This is a genomic window from Candidatus Methylobacter oryzae (assembly GCF_003994235.2).
Taxonomy (GTDB): domain Bacteria; phylum Pseudomonadota; class Gammaproteobacteria; order Methylococcales; family Methylomonadaceae; genus Methylobacter_A; species Methylobacter_A oryzae.
The window spans coordinates 1-16,572 of sequence record NZ_RYFG02000103.1; the positions used below are offsets into that span (position 1 = coordinate 1).

The 16,572-nt window shown below is 45.1% G+C and carries 18 protein-coding genes and 1 other RNA gene; 12 read left to right on the plus strand and 7 right to left on the minus strand.

Going from position 1 to position 16,572, the window contains the following annotated elements; all coding sequences use genetic code 11:
* Nucleotides 1-131 precede the first annotated feature (131 nt).
* A complete protein-coding gene (locus EKO24_RS13200) occupies nt 132-713 on the minus strand; it encodes a peptidylprolyl isomerase (protein ID WP_127027504.1) in 582 nt (193 codons plus the stop codon).
* Nucleotides 714-1,049: 336 nt separating this feature from the next.
* Between EKO24_RS13200 and cysS the strand changes: the two genes are divergently transcribed.
* Both cysS and EKO24_RS13210 read left to right on the plus strand, forming a co-directional pair.
* Complete coding sequence (cysS, locus tag EKO24_RS13205) at nt 1,050-2,438, plus strand: cysteine--tRNA ligase (RefSeq protein WP_127027505.1); 1,389 nt, start codon at nt 1,050-1,052, stop codon at nt 2,436-2,438.
* Nucleotides 2,439-2,553: 115 nt separating this feature from the next.
* Nucleotides 2,554-3,246, plus strand: coding sequence for a DUF2959 domain-containing protein (locus EKO24_RS13210; protein ID WP_127027506.1), 693 nt, complete (start codon nt 2,554-2,556; stop codon nt 3,244-3,246).
* A 5-nt stretch (nt 3,247-3,251) separates the two neighbouring features.
* Here the strand turns inward: EKO24_RS13210 and EKO24_RS13215 are convergent, their stop codons facing one another.
* Complete coding sequence (locus EKO24_RS13215; RefSeq protein WP_127027507.1) at nt 3,252-3,674, minus strand: hypothetical protein; 423 nt, start codon at nt 3,672-3,674, stop codon at nt 3,252-3,254.
* Between the two features lie 129 nt (nt 3,675-3,803).
* Here EKO24_RS13215 and EKO24_RS13220 point away from each other — a divergent pair, with 129 nt between their 5' ends.
* The 3 genes from EKO24_RS13220 (at nt 3,804) to ssrA (ending at nt 7,741) form a co-directional block, all read left to right on the plus strand.
* Nucleotides 3,804-5,543 (plus strand): GTPase domain-containing protein, encoded by a 1,740-nt coding sequence (locus EKO24_RS13220; RefSeq protein ID WP_127027508.1) that lies wholly within the window; start codon nt 3,804-3,806, stop codon nt 5,541-5,543.
* Complete coding sequence (locus EKO24_RS13225) at nt 5,524-7,137, plus strand: GTPase (protein ID WP_127027509.1); 1,614 nt, start codon at nt 5,524-5,526, stop codon at nt 7,135-7,137. Before EKO24_RS13220 ends, EKO24_RS13225 begins: the two co-directional genes overlap by 20 nt.
* A gap of 212 nt (nt 7,138-7,349) precedes the next feature.
* Nucleotides 7,350-7,741, plus strand: a transfer-messenger RNA (tmRNA) gene (gene ssrA / locus EKO24_RS13230).
* A 153-nt stretch (nt 7,742-7,894) separates the two neighbouring features.
* Here ssrA and EKO24_RS13235 read toward each other — a convergent pair.
* Both EKO24_RS13235 and EKO24_RS13240 read right to left on the minus strand, forming a co-directional pair.
* Nucleotides 7,895-8,182 (minus strand): BrnA antitoxin family protein, encoded by a 288-nt coding sequence (locus tag EKO24_RS13235; RefSeq protein ID WP_206667273.1) that lies wholly within the window; start codon nt 8,180-8,182, stop codon nt 7,895-7,897.
* 16 nt (nt 8,183-8,198) lie between these two features.
* On the minus strand, nt 8,199-8,474 hold the full coding sequence (locus tag EKO24_RS13240) for a BrnT family toxin (protein WP_127027510.1): 276 nt from the start codon (nt 8,472-8,474) through the stop codon (nt 8,199-8,201).
* 322 nt (nt 8,475-8,796) lie between these two features.
* Between EKO24_RS13240 and EKO24_RS13245 the strand changes: the two genes are divergently transcribed.
* Complete coding sequence (locus EKO24_RS13245; protein WP_127027511.1) at nt 8,797-9,309, plus strand: hypothetical protein; 513 nt, start codon at nt 8,797-8,799, stop codon at nt 9,307-9,309.
* A gap of 117 nt (nt 9,310-9,426) precedes the next feature.
* The gene (locus EKO24_RS13250) at nt 9,427-10,227 is read left to right on the plus strand and encodes a DUF2459 domain-containing protein (RefSeq protein WP_206667274.1); all 801 of its coding nucleotides are present in this window, start codon (nt 9,427-9,429) and stop codon (nt 10,225-10,227) included.
* Here the strand turns inward: EKO24_RS13250 and EKO24_RS13255 are convergent.
* Both EKO24_RS13255 and smbP read right to left on the minus strand, forming a co-directional pair.
* Entirely contained in the window at nt 10,219-10,404 is a 186-nt protein-coding gene (locus tag EKO24_RS13255) for a hypothetical protein (RefSeq protein ID WP_127027512.1), read from the minus strand. The two genes, EKO24_RS13250 and EKO24_RS13255, sit on opposite strands and share 9 nt — an antisense overlap.
* A gap of 362 nt (nt 10,405-10,766) precedes the next feature.
* The gene (gene smbP, locus EKO24_RS13260) at nt 10,767-11,096 is read right to left on the minus strand and encodes a small metal-binding protein SmbP (protein WP_127027513.1); all 330 of its coding nucleotides are present in this window, start codon (nt 11,094-11,096) and stop codon (nt 10,767-10,769) included.
* A gap of 332 nt (nt 11,097-11,428) precedes the next feature.
* Between smbP and EKO24_RS13265 the strand changes: the two genes are divergently transcribed.
* The 5 genes from EKO24_RS13265 to EKO24_RS22585 all read left to right on the plus strand — a co-directional run bounded on the left by EKO24_RS13265 (nt 11,429) and on the right by EKO24_RS22585 (nt 15,743).
* Nucleotides 11,429-13,297 carry a P-loop NTPase fold protein gene (locus EKO24_RS13265; RefSeq protein ID WP_127027514.1) on the plus strand — a complete coding sequence of 623 codons (1,869 nt, stop codon included), beginning with the start codon at nt 11,429-11,431 and terminating at the stop codon, nt 13,295-13,297.
* 102 nt (nt 13,298-13,399) lie between these two features.
* On the plus strand, nt 13,400-14,155 hold the full coding sequence (locus EKO24_RS13270) for a hypothetical protein (RefSeq protein WP_206667275.1): 756 nt from the start codon (nt 13,400-13,402) through the stop codon (nt 14,153-14,155).
* A gap of 126 nt (nt 14,156-14,281) precedes the next feature.
* On the plus strand, nt 14,282-14,554 hold the full coding sequence (locus tag EKO24_RS13275; RefSeq protein ID WP_161990603.1) for a BrnA antitoxin family protein: 273 nt from the start codon (nt 14,282-14,284) through the stop codon (nt 14,552-14,554).
* 124 nt (nt 14,555-14,678) lie between these two features.
* Nucleotides 14,679-15,299, plus strand: a complete 621-nt coding sequence (locus EKO24_RS13280; RefSeq protein ID WP_161990604.1) for a 3'-5' exonuclease — start codon at nt 14,679-14,681, stop codon at nt 15,297-15,299.
* 270 nt (nt 15,300-15,569) lie between these two features.
* A complete protein-coding gene (locus EKO24_RS22585) occupies nt 15,570-15,743 on the plus strand; it encodes a hypothetical protein (RefSeq protein WP_154671595.1) in 174 nt (57 codons plus the stop codon).
* A 410-nt stretch (nt 15,744-16,153) separates the two neighbouring features.
* Here EKO24_RS22585 and EKO24_RS13285 read toward each other — a convergent pair whose 3' ends face one another.
* The gene (locus EKO24_RS13285) at nt 16,154-16,342 is read right to left on the minus strand and encodes a hypothetical protein (RefSeq protein WP_127027517.1); all 189 of its coding nucleotides are present in this window, start codon (nt 16,340-16,342) and stop codon (nt 16,154-16,156) included.
* Nucleotides 16,343-16,572 lie beyond the last annotated feature (230 nt).

Here is a 16,572-nt window from a genome sequence, read left to right on the forward strand (position 1 = left end):
AAGGTTCAAGGTTCAAGGTTCAAGGTTCAAGGTTCAAGGTTCAAGGTTCAAGGTTCAAGGTTCAAGGTTCAAGGTTCAAGGTTCAAGGTTCGGCTTATGCGCCTTTCGCCTTGAACCTTTTGTCTTTAAGCCTATTTTATAACTTCAGCTTTTTCAATAACGATGTCGATTTTGGGGACATCCTGATGACCGCCGCGATTGCCGGTAGGTTCTTTGGACATTGCGTCGACAACGTCCATGCCTTCAATAACTTCGCCGAATACCGCATAGCCCCAGCCGCTTGGCGTTGGGCTGGTATGGTTCAAGAATGAGTTGTCTTTATAGTTGATAAAAAACTGGGCCGTGGCCGAATCGGGAACATTGGTGCGCGCCATCGCTATGCTGCCGCGTTTGTTTGGCAGGCCGTTATCGGCTTCGTTTTTGATTGGATCATGTACCGCTTTTTGGTTGAAATCAGTATCGAAACCGCCGCCTTGAGCCATGAAGCTGGCAATGACGCGATGGAAAATGGTGCCGTTGTAAAAGCCTTCATTAACATAAGTCAGGAAGTTTGCTGATGAAATAGGCGCTTTTTCAGGGTTCAGCTGAATAATAATTTCACCTAAAGACGTTGTTAATTTAACTTTTGATGATGTGTCAGTCATTTTGTTTTCCGTTGCAAATGAGAGTGTTGTGGTTAAAAACAGCATCATAGAGAAAATGAAAGTGCGCATAAATTTCCTAATAAGTTGATGCGAAAAACAAATTTTAAGTGTTTTTGTATTGAAAGAGAAGCACGCGCTTGACCTGGCAAAAGCAATTGATCCACGAAAAACACAAAAAGCACGAAAATATTAAAGACGAATATTTCGTGGTTTTTGTGGACTAATAGCGGTTGGCTTACACTGGCCGTACTGGATAATTGGACTTTGTTATATCAAGCCAAGTCTGCAATAATGTTTGCAGGCAATCCGCCCGTTTATTGATGACTTTTTAAACAGGTTATTTTCTTCTTAATCATTCAATTACTTATTTCGCCCGCTTTAATGGGCTTCTCGTAAATCGCTCACATGTTAAAAATATATAACACCCTGACCCGAAAAAAAGAACCGTTCCAGCCGCGCGTAGCAGGTAAAGCCGGCATGTATGTTTGCGGTATGACGGTTTACGATTATTGTCATATCGGTCACGCGCGAGTCATGGTGGTGTTCGATACGGTTGCTCGCTATTTACGCTATCAAGATTACGAACTGACCTACGTGCGTAATATTACCGATATTGACGACAAGATTATTCAGCGCGCGCTCGAAAACGGCGAGGACTACACTAAATTGACTGAGCGTTTTATCGATGCAATGCATGAAGACGAGCGGGCTCTGGCCGTGTTGCCGCCCGATCGTGAGCCCAGGGCGACGCAATCCATCGCCGATATTATTGCGATGATTAAAACCTTGGTCGATAAAGGCTTGGCTTATGTCGGCACCAATGGCGACGTGTTTTATTCGGTGACCCAGTTTGAGAATTACGGTCGTTTATCGGGCAAGAATCTGGACGATTTGCAGGCCGGCGAACGGGTTGACGTCGATTTGGCTAAACGCAATCCGATGGATTTCGTGTTATGGAAAATGGCTAAAACCAATGAACCTGCATGGGATTCGCCGTGGGGTTTGGGCCGTCCCGGCTGGCATATCGAATGCTCGGCAATGTCTACTTGCTGCCTTGGCAATCATTTCGATATCCACGGCGGCGGCATGGATTTACAGTTTCCGCATCATGAAAACGAGATAGCCCAATCCGAAGGCGCGACCGGCGAGAAATTTGTCAACGTTTGGATGCACAACGGCTTTGTGCGCGTTGACGATGAAAAAATGTCCAAGTCGCTGGGTAATTTTTTTACCGTGCGCGAAGTGCTGAAAAAGTACAGTCCGGAGGTGATTCGCTTCTTCATTCTTTCCAGTCATTACCGCAGCCCGCTGAATTATTCCGATGAGCAACTGAACGATGCGAAAGCAGCGTTAACAAGGCTTTATACTGCTTTGCGCGGGGTGGAAACGCTAGCCGATGCGGTAGTCGAAGAGGCTTATAAAACGCGTTTCGACCAAGCAATGGACGACGATTTTAATACGCCGGTTGCTTTGTCGGTTTTATTCGATTTAGTCAGGGAGCTTAACACCGCAAAAAAAGAAAATAACGGTGAAAGGTCGAAAGAGTTGGCCTCCAGTCTGAAGTTTTTAGGTAGTTTGCTGGGAATCTTGCAGGATGAACCCGATGCTTTTCTAAAAGGTAGCGCGGATGCGGCGCTTGGGGAAGATGATGTCGAACAACAAATCCAAGCCCGTATTGCTGCAAAAAAAGCCAAAGACTGGGCTTTGGCCGATAAAATCCGTGATGACTTGAAAGAGCTGGGCGTGATTTTGGAAGATCGTCCGGACGGCACCACCAGCTGGCGGCGGGAATAAAGTTGGGTTGAGCGGCTTGCCCGCTCAAACGAAACTTATGCCCTTCGTGTCTTCATGGTGAATAAAGCTGTATCAGCATTTATAAACCAAGTAATAAAACTTAAGCAAAGCTCCAATGGCCGATCATAACAAACCGCCATCAAACGATTTGGCAAAAAAATCGTTAAATTTTATCAGCCGCTTTCTGTCAAAAAAAATCCGTACCGTTTATTACAGCGCCAGGGAATCGATTGGCGAGCATAAACGCGACATCGTCGTGTCTCATGTAGAGCAGGCTTGCGCCGGCTTACAGGAGACCCGAAACGAGTTCGAAGATGCATTGGAGCGTTTCAAAACTTTAGTCAGCGTTAACGAAACCGCATTGGATCACCGATACCATTTACTGAACAGGCAATACCAATTTTGCTGCGCTAAATCGGAAGCGGTAAGCGATCGAATCAGGGCGATTGAAGAAGTCAGCGAGGCGCTGTTTAGGGAATGGGAAAACGAGCTTAATGAATACACGAATCGCAATTTGCGAGCCCATAGTAAACAGCAGCTAAAGTTAGCCCGGCAGAATTACGTCAGGTTGATCAAAACCATGCAAAAAGCCGAAGCTAAAATCCAGCCGGTGCTGGCGGCGTTTAAGGATCAGGTTTTATATTTGAAGCACAATCTTAATGCCCAGGCGATTGCCGCATTAAGGCATGAGTTTATTGAGATAGGAATTGATATTTCGCAGCTTATCAGTGCGATGGAACAAACAATCGCTGAGGCAAGTCAATTTGTTGCGGTATTAACCGAACAAAAAGCCTTGCCTGGGCGTTAATACGGTTAGAGTTTGTACAAAACGTCGTTGGCTTTATCTTTGGCGTCTTCTTTGTTTTTACGGTTTTCTTGATCGAGCCTTTCCTTGCCGAATTTGGCGATCATATCTTCCCAGCTTGAGTACTGGTCATAGCCTGCAAAGCCGGAGTTTTTCCGTTGCTGATAAAGTTCCTTGCCCATCGCAATGATTTCTTCAGGCTTTTTACCATCGACAGTGTTAAGGAATTCTTTTTCGTTTTTAATAGAGTCGCGAAGCGTCCAGAACGAAACTTCAAATTCAATGCGAGCTTCGGGAGATAAACGGTTTTTAAGGGCCTTGACTGATTTATAAGCGGTACGGGTAGTATGACCGTTGATTTGCGATCCCTTACTGCATGCAACTAAAGATGTGCAGGAAAGAATGAGCAGAAGAATAGGTAATTTCTTCATAGGGATAACCTCAAGTTTAAGTACGGGCGCGTGTCATGCTATTTATATGGTTTACGGTTGTGATTATATAACGCAGGATCGCCAAACAAAGTAAAATAGCAGGACATTATAACCCTGAGCTGGTTTTTCATGCTGGAATTTATCCAATTATTAAAACAACGTTATCAAACAGTCTTGGCTCAGCTGGGCAATGAAGCGGCCAAAATTAGCTATCAACAGCGAATTGATCAGTTGATTCTGGCTGAAGCTTTCATCCGTAAAGGCCAGCTGATCGATTCGTCAGTACATCCGTTGTTGCAGATGGCCGTGGTGGGGCCGACTCAGGCAGGAAAAAGTTCAGTCGTTAACGTGCTGTTAAATAGTAACGCCGCCGGAGTCAGCCCGCTGGCCGGTTACACCATTCATCCGCAAGGTTTCTGCAACGGCGTCCGCGTCGCGGATTGCAGCGGCTTGCAACGTTATTTCGGACGCTTCCAGCAACTGCAACAAACGCAGCTCGGCAAGGATAGGTTTGACTGCTATTCGCTAAGCGAAAACACCACCGATTCAAAACTGTTGCCGCATGGCGTGCTGTGGGATACTCCGGATTTCGATTCGATAGATTCGGCGACTTACCGGGAAGGCGTGATCCGGGCGGTTGCGCTGGCGGATATGATTATCCTGGTGGTCAGCAAGGAAAAATATGCCGACCAATCGGTTTGGGACATCATGGCGGCTATCGAAGAACTGCATCAGCCGACGATTATTTGCCTGAATAAACTGGTTGAAGGTTCCGAGCCTATCATTATTGAATCGTTAAAAGACAAGTGGCGGCAAGCTCGAAGCGACGAATTTCCGGAGGTCGTGCCGCTGTATTACCAAAAGCCGGGCGGATTGCCCGTGTGGCCCGGACCCAAACAGCAACTGATTAACCAATTGGCGCATAAAGTAAAGCCGGAAAGACATGCGCGCTTTGAACAGGAATTATTGAAACGGCATTGGCAGACTTGGCTGGAGCCGGTTCTTGCCGAGCATCAAGCATTAAACGATTGGCAGGAAATGGTCGACCTGACGGTCAAACAGGCGATGCAAAGTTACCAGCGCGACTACTTGGATCATCCGCATCATTATGAAACCTTCCAGCTTGCCATAGCCGAATTGCTGAACTTGTTGGAAATGCCCGGATTAGCCCGCGTGCTGGCCGGTACCCGCAAGGTTTTGACGTGGCCGGTCAAACAGCTGATGAAACTGGGAAGCAAAAGTTTGCACATTGCCGACAGCAGTTACGAAATCGGCCTGCTAAACCAAATCGCCGAACATACGCTGATTCAGCTCGGCGATAAGCTGCTGGATAGGGCCGAGCAAGGCCAGCACGGCCAGTGGTGGCGGCAATTGAACAGCCTGTTGCGCAGCCATAGGCAGGAGGCGTTACAGGATTTTGCCCAGGCGGCGAAAAATTATCATCTGTCGTTTCAGCAGGATGTCGAAAGCGCCGCACATAGCTTGTATTACAAACTGCAAGACCAGCCGGTCGTATTGAACAGCTTGCGCGCAACCAGGGCGACTACCGATGCAACCGTGATTGCAATCAGCTTTTATCTGGGCGGCATAGGCGTCGATGATCTGGTTATCGCCCCGGCGATGCTGGCTGTGACTTCGTTATTGGCCGAAAGCGCGGTCGGCGGTTATATGCACAAAGTGGAGGCCGAGTTAAAACAAAACCAGTTCAATACCGTAAAACAGGCGTTATTTATCGATAGCCTGCGCAAGAAACTGTTGCGATTGCCCGAACAATTACCGATGACGACTTATTTCAATATATCTCCCGAGCAACTGCGCACAGCAGAGCTTCAACTGACGGAAAAGCGCCATGGCTTACGACTACTCTAGTTTGGTACAAACAACAAAACGCTGGGCGGATCAGGCTTTGGCCGCAGGTTGGATTCACAGCGGCGCCGCGCAGCAGTTAAACGATATTGATACGCGAACGCCCGATACGCTGTTTAACCATAGCGGCTCAAGGCCGTTGATTGTCGCATTCATGGGCGGCACCGGCGTCGGTAAAAGTTCCTTGCTGAACCGCTTGGCCGGCAAAGCCATTGCCAGGGCCGGCATCGAGCGGCCTACGTCGCGGGAAGTCACGCTTTATCATCATCGGAGCGTTTCAATAAGCCACTTGCCCGAGCAACTGCCGCTGGCGCAAATCAAAATCGCCGAACACGACAATGAATCCGGAAAAAATATCATCTGGATCGATATGCCCGATTTCGACAGCACCGAACAAAGTAACAAACACCAAGTGCTGGAATGGCTGCCGCATATCGATGTATTGATCTATGTGGTCAGCCCCGAACGCTATCGCGATGAAAAAGCCTGGCGCTTGCTGCTTGCCGAAGGCGGCAGGCACGCGTGGCTGTTTGTGTTGAATCAGTGGGATAGGGGACTGACCGAGCAGTATGAGGATTTCAAACAGCAACTGCATAAAGCCGGGTTCTCCGAGCCGATTATCTTCAAAACTTCCTGCGCCGACAGTTCGCAAGCCGACGAATTTGCCGCATTGGAACTGACTATCGGCTCATTGGCTAACGAGCATACTGTCGAACAATTGGAGCAAAGAAATTCCAAGATTAAAAAAGACGAGTTAAAGCAAAACCTGCAAAACATCAGCCGCTCATTGGGGTCCAGTTCGGCCTTGCAGCAATTGCCGGGGCTGTGGCAGGGCCAATGGCAGCGAACCAGCCAAGTGTTACAGCAGGGATTTACCTGGCCCACCCAGCAATTGGCGCGGCATTATGCCGATCACGCAGCCGATTTATTAGTCAGCCAGGTCGCAGCAAAATATGCAGCAGGAGGCCAAGCAAACATATGGGACGATTGGGCCGAAGCCCGCTTTGACGATGCCTTGGATGAATTTGTCAGTGATGCCGATCAACTGGGCGTTCCGGTCGGTCCGCTTAAAAAACAGCTGTCTACAGTCCGAGAAAAAGCGCCTAAAATCATCCATGCCCAAACCGAACTGGCGGCCCGGCAAGCATTGGCGAATCCCGGTAACGCGCTGCATCGCGGCTTTTTAAAGTTTATGCGCTTGTGCGAAATAGTACTGCCGCTTGCAGCCATTTGCTGGGTTGGCTACCAGGTTTTTATCGGTTATTACACCAGCAACATCAGCAATGTAAGTTATTTAGGCGTGGATTTTGCGATACACAGCACCCTGTTAATCGCCATCACCTGGCTGACGCCTTTTTTTATATTGAAGAAATTGAAGCCGTCGTTGGAAAAAAGCGCTTTAAGAGGATTAAACAAAGGGTTAAGCAATGCCATTAGCATGATAGATGGCGAGGTGTTGCAGGCGATAGAAAATATCGGCAAACAATATGCCGAGCAGATCAGGCAACTGGATGCGATTATCGAGTCTTGCAATGCTGCCGACCGACAACCGGCAATTGCCGGCGACAGTCCTTTGTCCCGGATGCTGGTTGATTAGATTTATTTTTTCTGTTGAGCGAACGGGTTAGGGAAGGGCATTTAAAATTGGATTTGATCAATAAAAATTAAAGTTAAGGCTTTCCCGTTCGTCCTGAGCCTGTCGAAGGATGAACGGGAAAGCCGCCCGAATTACCCAGCAACCCTTATAAACACTGGCCTAAAAAAATAATTGTACAATTTTTAGCCAACTCATATAAAATATCTACTTAAGGGGGCGACATGGCTTCGACGTGGGTAGCGAAACCTTAAGTGCATGCCGAGGACAGTACACCTCGTAAAATCTACTGAAACTAAAGTATTCGCAAATGACGAAAACTACTCAATGGCTTTAGCTGCTTAAAAACAGCACCATTCCTCTGACCATCTGTGCTTATGCGGGTGGAGTTTTTAGTACCTTTTAGGTATGAGAGGCGCTCAGAGGTCATCTACATAAGATCGCGCTGAAATCTGTCCGGTGTGGAGGCGCTAAAACTTTACGGAATCGCTGGTGATTTTCTTGGCCCGACGGGTAGTCACCGGTTAAATCAAAAGTGCGGGATAAGCATGTAGACCTTGTGGCGGAGTACTTGCGGACGCGGGTTCAATTCCCGCCGCCTCCACCAATTAAGATACTGAATTATAATAATAAATATTACTTTATAGTTCAGTGAGTGGCGATAAGTTGGCAGTTTATGATTTCATGAACCGTTCAAAATATAAAATAAAAAACCCGCAAGCCGGAAGGCTTAGCGGGTTTTTTATTGTCCAAATCTACATCAAGCTCGATGCAACTCTTCCCGTATTACCTCTCGCAACGCTTCTTTTACGTTATCAACCTCCAATGCCCGGCGCAACGTGTCGTTAATAAGCGTCTGGTATCCGCGTGCGCCTGCTTTAGCCTTGTATGCCTGAACCACTGTTTCATCCAGCATAATAGTAATACGCTGTTTTCCTAAGTTTAGTCCCGGCAATACCTCAGTCAATGGGCGTAGTTCGGAGAATTCGGCGGAAGTTAATTCCGGACTATCCTCATCCGGCTGGTCGGCCAAAGGTGCAGCATCCACCGCTGTCCAATCTATATTAGAGGGCTTTGTTTTCAAATTTCGTTTGCTCACGTCGATTCGCCTTTCTAAAAGAAATAATGTGGATACAGTTATCGGAGGGCGTACAAAACACCACTACCATTAAACGCCCGTCTATTGTGTTATAGCCGATAAAACGCCGCTCAGAGTATGTCTTGCGAGTATCTTCTCGCACCAGCATTCCTTTGTTAAACATCAATCTTGCCGTCAACAGCGGCAACCCGCGTTCACGGATATTAGTTTCGTTTTTAATCGGGTTACAGGTAAAGTCCATAATTGCACTTTACATATGAAAATATACGTTTGCAACCGATAGACATTTAATGTCCGCAGAGACGTTCATTGCTTGCGATTTTCTTGGCCCGACGGGTAGCCACCGGTTAAATTAAATGTGCGGGATAAGCATGTAGACCTTGCGGCGGAGTACTTACGGACGCGGGTTCAATTCCCGCCGCCAGTTCGAATACAAACCCGTAATTCGGAAGGTTTAGCGTTTGGTGAAAACAATTTCCTTAAAAAGCACTTAGAGGCTATTTGAACACAATCTCCGGCGTGCTTTAATGACACACTTAATAAAAAACGCACGGTGGCCCAAAATGAGACAACTATTCAACACCTTGAAACGCAATTATTTGCTGATGCTGCCGCCGGCACTGTTTTTTTTTCTATCGTTCAGCTTGCTGAAGCTGACTGAAAATTTGATTCTCCGTGAATACGGCATTTCGATGACCAGTTTTGCAGGCGCTGCAATTGGCGCGCTGATTATCGCCAAAGTAGTCTTGGTTGTTGACCATTTACCGTTCACTACTAAATTTTCCGGTAAACCCCTGCTTCATAACGTTATTTGGAAAAGCGGCATTTACTTTGCCGCGACATTCACGTTTCGCTACGTTGAACAGATGGTTTCGTTCCTGCGGGAATACGGGGATTTTACAACGGCTAACCAGCACCTGTTGGCAGGCATCGTTTGGCCGCATTTCTGGTTAATTCAGATTTGGCTGGTGATTTTATTGTTTATTTATTGCGCTGTGCGGGAATTGATTCGGGCGATAGGAACGGAAGAAGTCATGCGTTTGTTTCTTGGCGCGGGTAGGGGAGATACGAGATAAAGCTGTAAGGAGGACTCGCCGTTAGGCAATCCACCCACGACGACAGCTTATAACCAACGTTGCGCGAGTGAGGCGGTTTGCTCGGCAACTGCTCCTGCGTTGCTAAGCCACAAGGATGTGGCGAATGCAGAAAATGCATGGAGCATTTTTCTGCCTACCTCCTGCATGACCCACAGGGATGTGGGGAATGCAGATATTGCAGGAGCAAATATCTGTCCATGCAAGTCGTGGCGCGAAACCACCCCTACGGGACTAGCCAATAGGATCGGCATGATGAAGCGTGTCTGTTTTATGTTCATTATCCTTGCGGTTTCAGCGTGCAGCTCTGTTGTCCCGCCTCCCTGCTCGCGTTCGATGACGGGCGACGTGGCGTATGTTGTCGATCACGGGTGGCATGTTGAGATCGGTATTCCCGTTGAAGAGCTGGATCGGAATATGTCGTTCTACCGAAAAATCTTTCCCGGCGCTCGCGTGATTATGTTCAGTTATGGCAAACAGACGTTTTTTACCGCGCCAAAGCACACCATCAATGATTATGTGCTGGGTCCCTTTCCTGGCCCGGCAGTGATTCAAGTTGTCGGACTTAGTGTCGCACCGGCACAGGCTTATTTTTCCGAAAATACCGTCACGCTGCTTTTGCCACCGAATGGCAGCCAATTGCTGTCGGCTTATATCTGGAAAGATATTGTTAAGGACGCATCCGGAAAGCCTAAGATAGCCGCGTACAGCCATGATCCCGCCGGATTGTTTTACGAAGCGCAAAGCGAATATAACCTGTTACACACCTGCAATACTTGGGTGGCCGACGCACTACATGATTCAGGGCTTTCGGTGTCCGGCGACAACGTAATCTTATCCAATCAAGTAATGGCCCGTATTGCCGAAGCTGCCGTAGAACAGTGTAAAGTTTTACCGTGAGCCTATTTTCGGCGAGTCGGTTTTGTCATCGGGCGAAACGATCATTTTGGCATTAGGCGGAACGACGACATTAACGTCGCTTGGCCTTGACGGACCGCCGCCGCTGCTGGAAACGCAGGCGCTAAGAACCGGCACGGCAAGGATGAAAAAGACTGGAATGATGTTTTTAGGTTTCATTGCAAACCTCCATTTTGTCTTGAATCTTGAATAACCTGTTCGCGATTGAATTTAACCCGACTTATGTCGCGGATTTCTGAATTCGAATTGATCGGCAACCTTCCTTGATTTTGCTTTGTTCGGCTCTGCTTTGAACTTGAGCTTCAATCGCTTAGAGCGAATTACGGCACGATTGCCCGCTTTACTTGCTAAATTTTTACCTTACTCGCAATTTTGAATGCGGTCGGTGCGCCGGCGAACATTGATTAATGGCAAAGGAGCTGTCAACCGGCTGGCAAAAAGTTAGGAATGACATTCCGGTAAATACAAAGAAGCCGGTATAAAACCGGCTTCCGTTAATTCAATATACCGCTATTTACGATTTACGTATTAGCGCCCTGGATTTCGGTTATTGCCGCGTTAACGTGGGATTTAGCCTGGTCAGCATGGCCCAGATTGCCCTCGTTAATAGCCTCTTCCAGGTGGTTGGAAGCCGATTGCATGTGTTTTTGTGAAGCGCCTTTAAGAACGATAGCCGACGCCAAACTATGTTCCAATGCCGCGCTTGCCTGCTTCACAATTTCCTTAGCATCGCTTGCTTTAGCCGCCGCATTCGCACTTTCAAGAGCGGCCTTTCCATGAGTTTCAACTGCAAAAGCGGCAGTGCTGGCTGCCAATAATAAACTTGAGCAAATCAGTGTTATTTTTTTCATTCTTATTCACCATCAATAGTCAAATTATTTAATACAGTATCTGGTTTAGGAAAAAACAAATTTCCCGATGCCCATGTGGGGATGGCGGGGATTTTTTTCAAGTAGCTCAAACTCAAATTGTTCAAGATTTTTTGCGGCGAAGTTGGGGCGCTCTCAATTTTCTTCCAAATTTATTCTTAGTTTCTGAGATTTGTAAGGATATGCTTTCAAATGGGTTTGGTACATTAACTTGAGACTTGGTGTTGGCCGTGCCGAAGAATATAGAGGCTACTGGCTGGCGCAAAACCACTCTACGGAACTCAATGTGGAATTTTGAAAGAGAGAATTAAAGTATGTGCAATAAGCGTGAACAGATCGATAACTTCCTTAAATACTATTACAAGGCGAATCCATCTCCACGGTATGCGGTACTGATTAAAGGAAAATGGGGATCAGGTAAAACATGGTTCGTTGAGCGCTCTGCCGGTCAATTAAGAAAAGATGGAGGCAAAGCTTTATATGTAAGTCTGTATGGAATTTCTAATACGAACGAAATCGAAGAAGCACTATTTAGTCAGCTTCACCCAGTGTTAGCTAGCAAAAAAATGGTTCTAGCTGGCCGAGTTCTAAAAGGTTTTATTAAGGGAACACTGAAGATTGATATCGATGGGGATAATAAGGATGACGGAACTCTATCAATAGCAGTGCCTGAGCTCAATTTGTCCGAAGATTTGAATAATACTGATGGGCATGTTCTGATTTTCGATGATATAGAGCGATGTAAAATTCAAATCGACCATTTGTTTGGATATATCAATTACTTTGTCGAGCATGGTGGGCACAAGGTTGTGTTAGTGGCGAATGAAGAGGAAATTTTAAATGATTCGAGTGATAGCAATAAAGGTTATGAACGTATCAAAGAAAAGCTTATTGGGAAAACTTTTGAGATTGAGGCTGATTTAGAAAGTGCGTTGAATGCTTTTATAAATGAATTTGGTGGTGATTATCAAACATTAATTAAAAGCCATAAGCAGCTCATCAAAGATTTATATAAAGCGTCTAAATATGAAAATTTGAGAAATTTAAGGCAAGCTATTCTTGAATTCGAGCGTATCGTGTTTGAAATAAATGAAGAGTTCCTCAAGTGCGATAATTCCAACCAATTTATACAAGATATGTTGAGCGCGTTTCTGATCTATACATTTGAAGTACGTAGTGGACAATTAAAAGCATCAGATATATCAAGTATTTCAGCTGGTATGTTTGCCTCATTATGGAATAAAAAAGATGAGTCCCCTTTTAAGAATTTAAAAAGTAAGTATTTAGGTTTTGTTTGGTGCGATAGTCCACTACCTGATTCAATGTGGTCTAATATTATTGAAACCGGGTTAATTGATTCAAAATCTCTAAACGAAGCAATTCGCTCTTGTACATATTTTTCAAACAAAACGACACCTGAATGGCAGCATCTATGGCGCTTCTATGAATTAAGTGACGAAGACATGGAATCGACATTAAAGGAGGTTGTTGAAAAGTTTAGTAGCAAACAATACAACCAAGTTGGTGTTGTCTTACATGTGGCAGGTACTCTGCTGAGCTTGGCAGATCATGGCCTCTATTCGAATACGAAAGAACATATTATTAGAGAAACTCAAGATAATATTAATATTCTAATAAAAAATAGAAATTTGGATATATATCGCATTGACTTTCATGCAATATCTAATGGTTGGGGAGGGCTTGGGTTTAATAGCGGCGATACCTCTGAGTTTAGATCATTATTAAAGTATTTCAAAGATTCCATAAACCAGAGCCTAGAAGACAATCTTCCAGCTGAAGCAGACAAATTGTTAAATATGATGCAACAAGATCCTATTGTTTTTGCAAAAATGCTTTTTGAAATTAATGAGGAAAATAATCATTTTTACAATAAACCGATCCTAACATATATCGAACCTGAAACATTTGTTAATAAGGTTATCGCGAGCCTGCCTAGAATATATTATCCTTTATTAACTGCATTTGAATCTAGATATAATGTTTCTTATATATCTGATATTTTACCAGAATTGAAATGGATTCATAAAGTGCAGGAGCTTGTAAATCAAGAGATTAAATCTCGATCTGGAAAAATTAGTGGAGTTCAACTAGATTATTTAAGCCAGCGAATGACTAAGTGCATTACATTGTTGAGCGATAATAAGAGAAAGCAAATTGGGTGACGCCTTATCGTTGCTCAATACTCAGCTGCTCCGACCTGTTGGGCAGCCCACCCTATGCGACTGTAAGTTATTAACTTTCAAAATTATCATTCATTTAAATAGATGGAAGAGCTACGAAGATTATCAATTCAATACTATCAGAACACGGTGGGTATTAGATTTTTTGGAATCAAGGGTGGAGCATTCTTGTTTTTCTCTACCCCATTTTTACTTATTTCTCTCTATTTAGATTTTGAACTTCATGCCGAAAATTTGATATTGCTACCGATATCTGTATGTGTTTTTCTCTGGGAAAAGGCTAAAAAAGAATATGACCAAAATCTAATTCGTCATTTAAGTTTTTACTCGCATTTAGAGAGCAAAAAGGTTTCAGATCACAAAGCCTTATTTCTTCATGAGCTAACATACCATGTTGCCCCTTCATTATTTGAAACTATGAAGATATTTAAAGAAATCGTTGAAACCCACAATAAGAATAGAAACTTTGTTCTTGATAATATTGGGTATCATTTTTCAAGGTTCTTATACGACCCTGAATCCAAAAATAGAATACTTAGTTTGATAATTTATTTGATTAGCTTAATAGCTGTATTAACTGTAATAAAACCTGAAAGTCAATACAGTATATATGAAGTGATTCAAGATATTCCGATGGATGTAGTGAAAAGCTATTTATTATTTTCATTATTCTTCATAATATTTGGGTATTTTGTGATTGTTATACCGGTTATGTTTGTCGTTACTTATGTGGCTGTTCCTATTTTATTGAAATTCTCGTCCGTAGCTGTATTGTCACGTTTTTTCATTTCGGAACTGAATCGATACTCGTATCTTGAACAGGGCCTTAGATTGGGCTGATGTATGAAGCCCAATACTTCGCGGCTCCGATCTGTTGGGCTTCCTTGCCTCAGCCCAACGCACTGTCCAAAAAACATTAGCTTATAATCAGTTTTAGAAAAGCCAATAAACGCGAGGTTAAGCACTATGAAAACCAATCCTGAATTGATGGATAACGATAATCCGGAATGGACGGACAAAGATTTCAAAAATGCCGTCCCGTTTTCAGCTTTGCCTGAATCGTTACAAACTAAACTGCGCGGAATAAAAGGGCGCGGTAAGCAGAAATCACCTACCAAGGTGTCCACTACCGTCCGTTTCGACAGCGACGTTCTGGATGCATTTCGCGCTACCGGCAGAGGTTGGCAGGCTCGGATGAATGAAGCGCTCAAAGAGTGGCTTAAAGACCATGCCGCTTGATAAGACTGTAACCATCGGCATTAGCGCGTAGGTTGGGCTGAGGTACGAAGCCCAACACTTTGCGGCTCCGATGCGTTTTCTTGCACATCAATTCAAACCACAAAAACCAATCCCTACACTTATTATGAATCCCCGCCAATTCCTAGAAAGGCCAACAAAAGAAGCCATTCGCGAACTGCCGAAGTTCGAAGGATTGCCGCTACAAAAAATTTGTTTAGTGCGTACGGCAGACGATTTACTTTTTGCGCGCGATGAAATCTTCAACGCGAGTCACGTCGGCTTCGATACCGAGAGCAAGCCGAACTTCGTCGTCAATCAACCGAAAACCGGTCCTCATCTTGTCCAAATCGCCACCGGTCAGCATGCGTTTTTGTTTACGCTTAACGATTCGCCGGGCAATGAGCTGCTCAGCGAGATTATCCGCTCGGATAAAATTGTAAAGGTAGGTTTTGGGCTCAAGTCGGATCGCGGCCCGCTCTACAACAAATTGGGCGCTATGCTTCAGCCGACTATAGAGCTATGCGCGGCGGTACGCCGTTTAGGCTATAAACAGCAAGTTGGCGTGCAAGCGGCGGTAGCGGTTGTGTTGGGTCGGTATTTGCAAAAATCCAAGAAACTGACAACCTCGAATTGGGCCGCTAAAACACTGTCCGACCGCCAATTGCTCTATGCGGCAGACGATGCCTATGCCAGCCTTTGCGTATACCGCGAGCTTGTAAGGGTTGCGCCCCATGTGCTGCGTTAAGTTAAGCCGTTCATGGTTCGACAGGGCTCTCCTGAGTTTATCGAAGCCTGCCATGAGCTGGTCGAATGGGGCTCACCACGAGCGGCTTAACTTAACGGCAGTGATTGGCTCAAAGCTGCAAGGCTGACTCGTCACTAGGCAATCTACCTCATGATGACAGGCTGTAATCCGCGTTGTACGAATGCTTATTTTATGTCTGCGATTTAGTGAAACAGGGCTATATTAGGCATGTTCTTTTAGTATCCGAAAAAACAGACACGGGAGAAAAACATGATGACGTCCTCCACCGCTGCCAGACTTAAATGCGCGCTGGCTCTTATTATCTTTATGCTGATTCCTATACTTCCCGTCACCGGTACGATAGGACTATTTATCTTGATTTTCCGGCCTATCTGGTTTAAGAGGCTTGTTGATGATGTGTATGCCGGTAAAGACGACGGCTAGCCTTTCAGGAATAACGTAGACTCAAAAATAGCCTTTTAGCGTCGAAGCGAAATCAATGCAGATGCGCGCCACTTGGTTTTTATTTATAAAAGACAGAAAAGGGGCCGGCAGCTTATAGATTCATATGGTTGAAGAGTAAAAAGGTGTGGTTAAAGAGTTCAACCGTACCTCGCTAAAGCATAACGATACGCAAGGCCAACTCAACCCCGTCAATGGGCTTTAACAGCGCGGGCCGGATCAAGTCATTGGTTTTTAACCGGACTAAGAGCATACGCCTGAGCTATTCCCGGTAAGGTATTGCGTGTATGACGGTATTTAAGCTGTATTGATGAGCTTATCGTTAAGCACAACAGGTCCGTAAATACTGGCGTTGACCAAGATATAGGGATTATTTGAGGATTGGAAGCAGGTCAATCGTCCGTTTGGTCGCTTAAGCGGCGTCTGCGAGGGGGCTTTTGCTTTTCGTCATTAAAAGTCGGCGACTGCATGATGTTTTCAAGGTCTTCTATCAAACCGATTAGGCAGATTCCGTTACTCTCTCGAACTTCTTTTAAGAAATCGATGGTTATTTCCAGTAATGATTCATTGATCAGCTTCATAGTAACCTCCTATTCAAAGTTGGTTGGGCCTGCGCATTCTATGTAAAAAATCAATATAATCAATCAGCAAGACTACCCAATTTGCTTCGCAGCACTATCGAATTGACGATTTTCCAAATCGCAAAAATAACTTCCCGGATTAGAATGATGTAGGAGCGACTTTTGCCGACAAATCGGGACGTTATTGGTAGCTGGCGGTGGTTATGTGTTTTTTGTGGTTCGGCAATTGC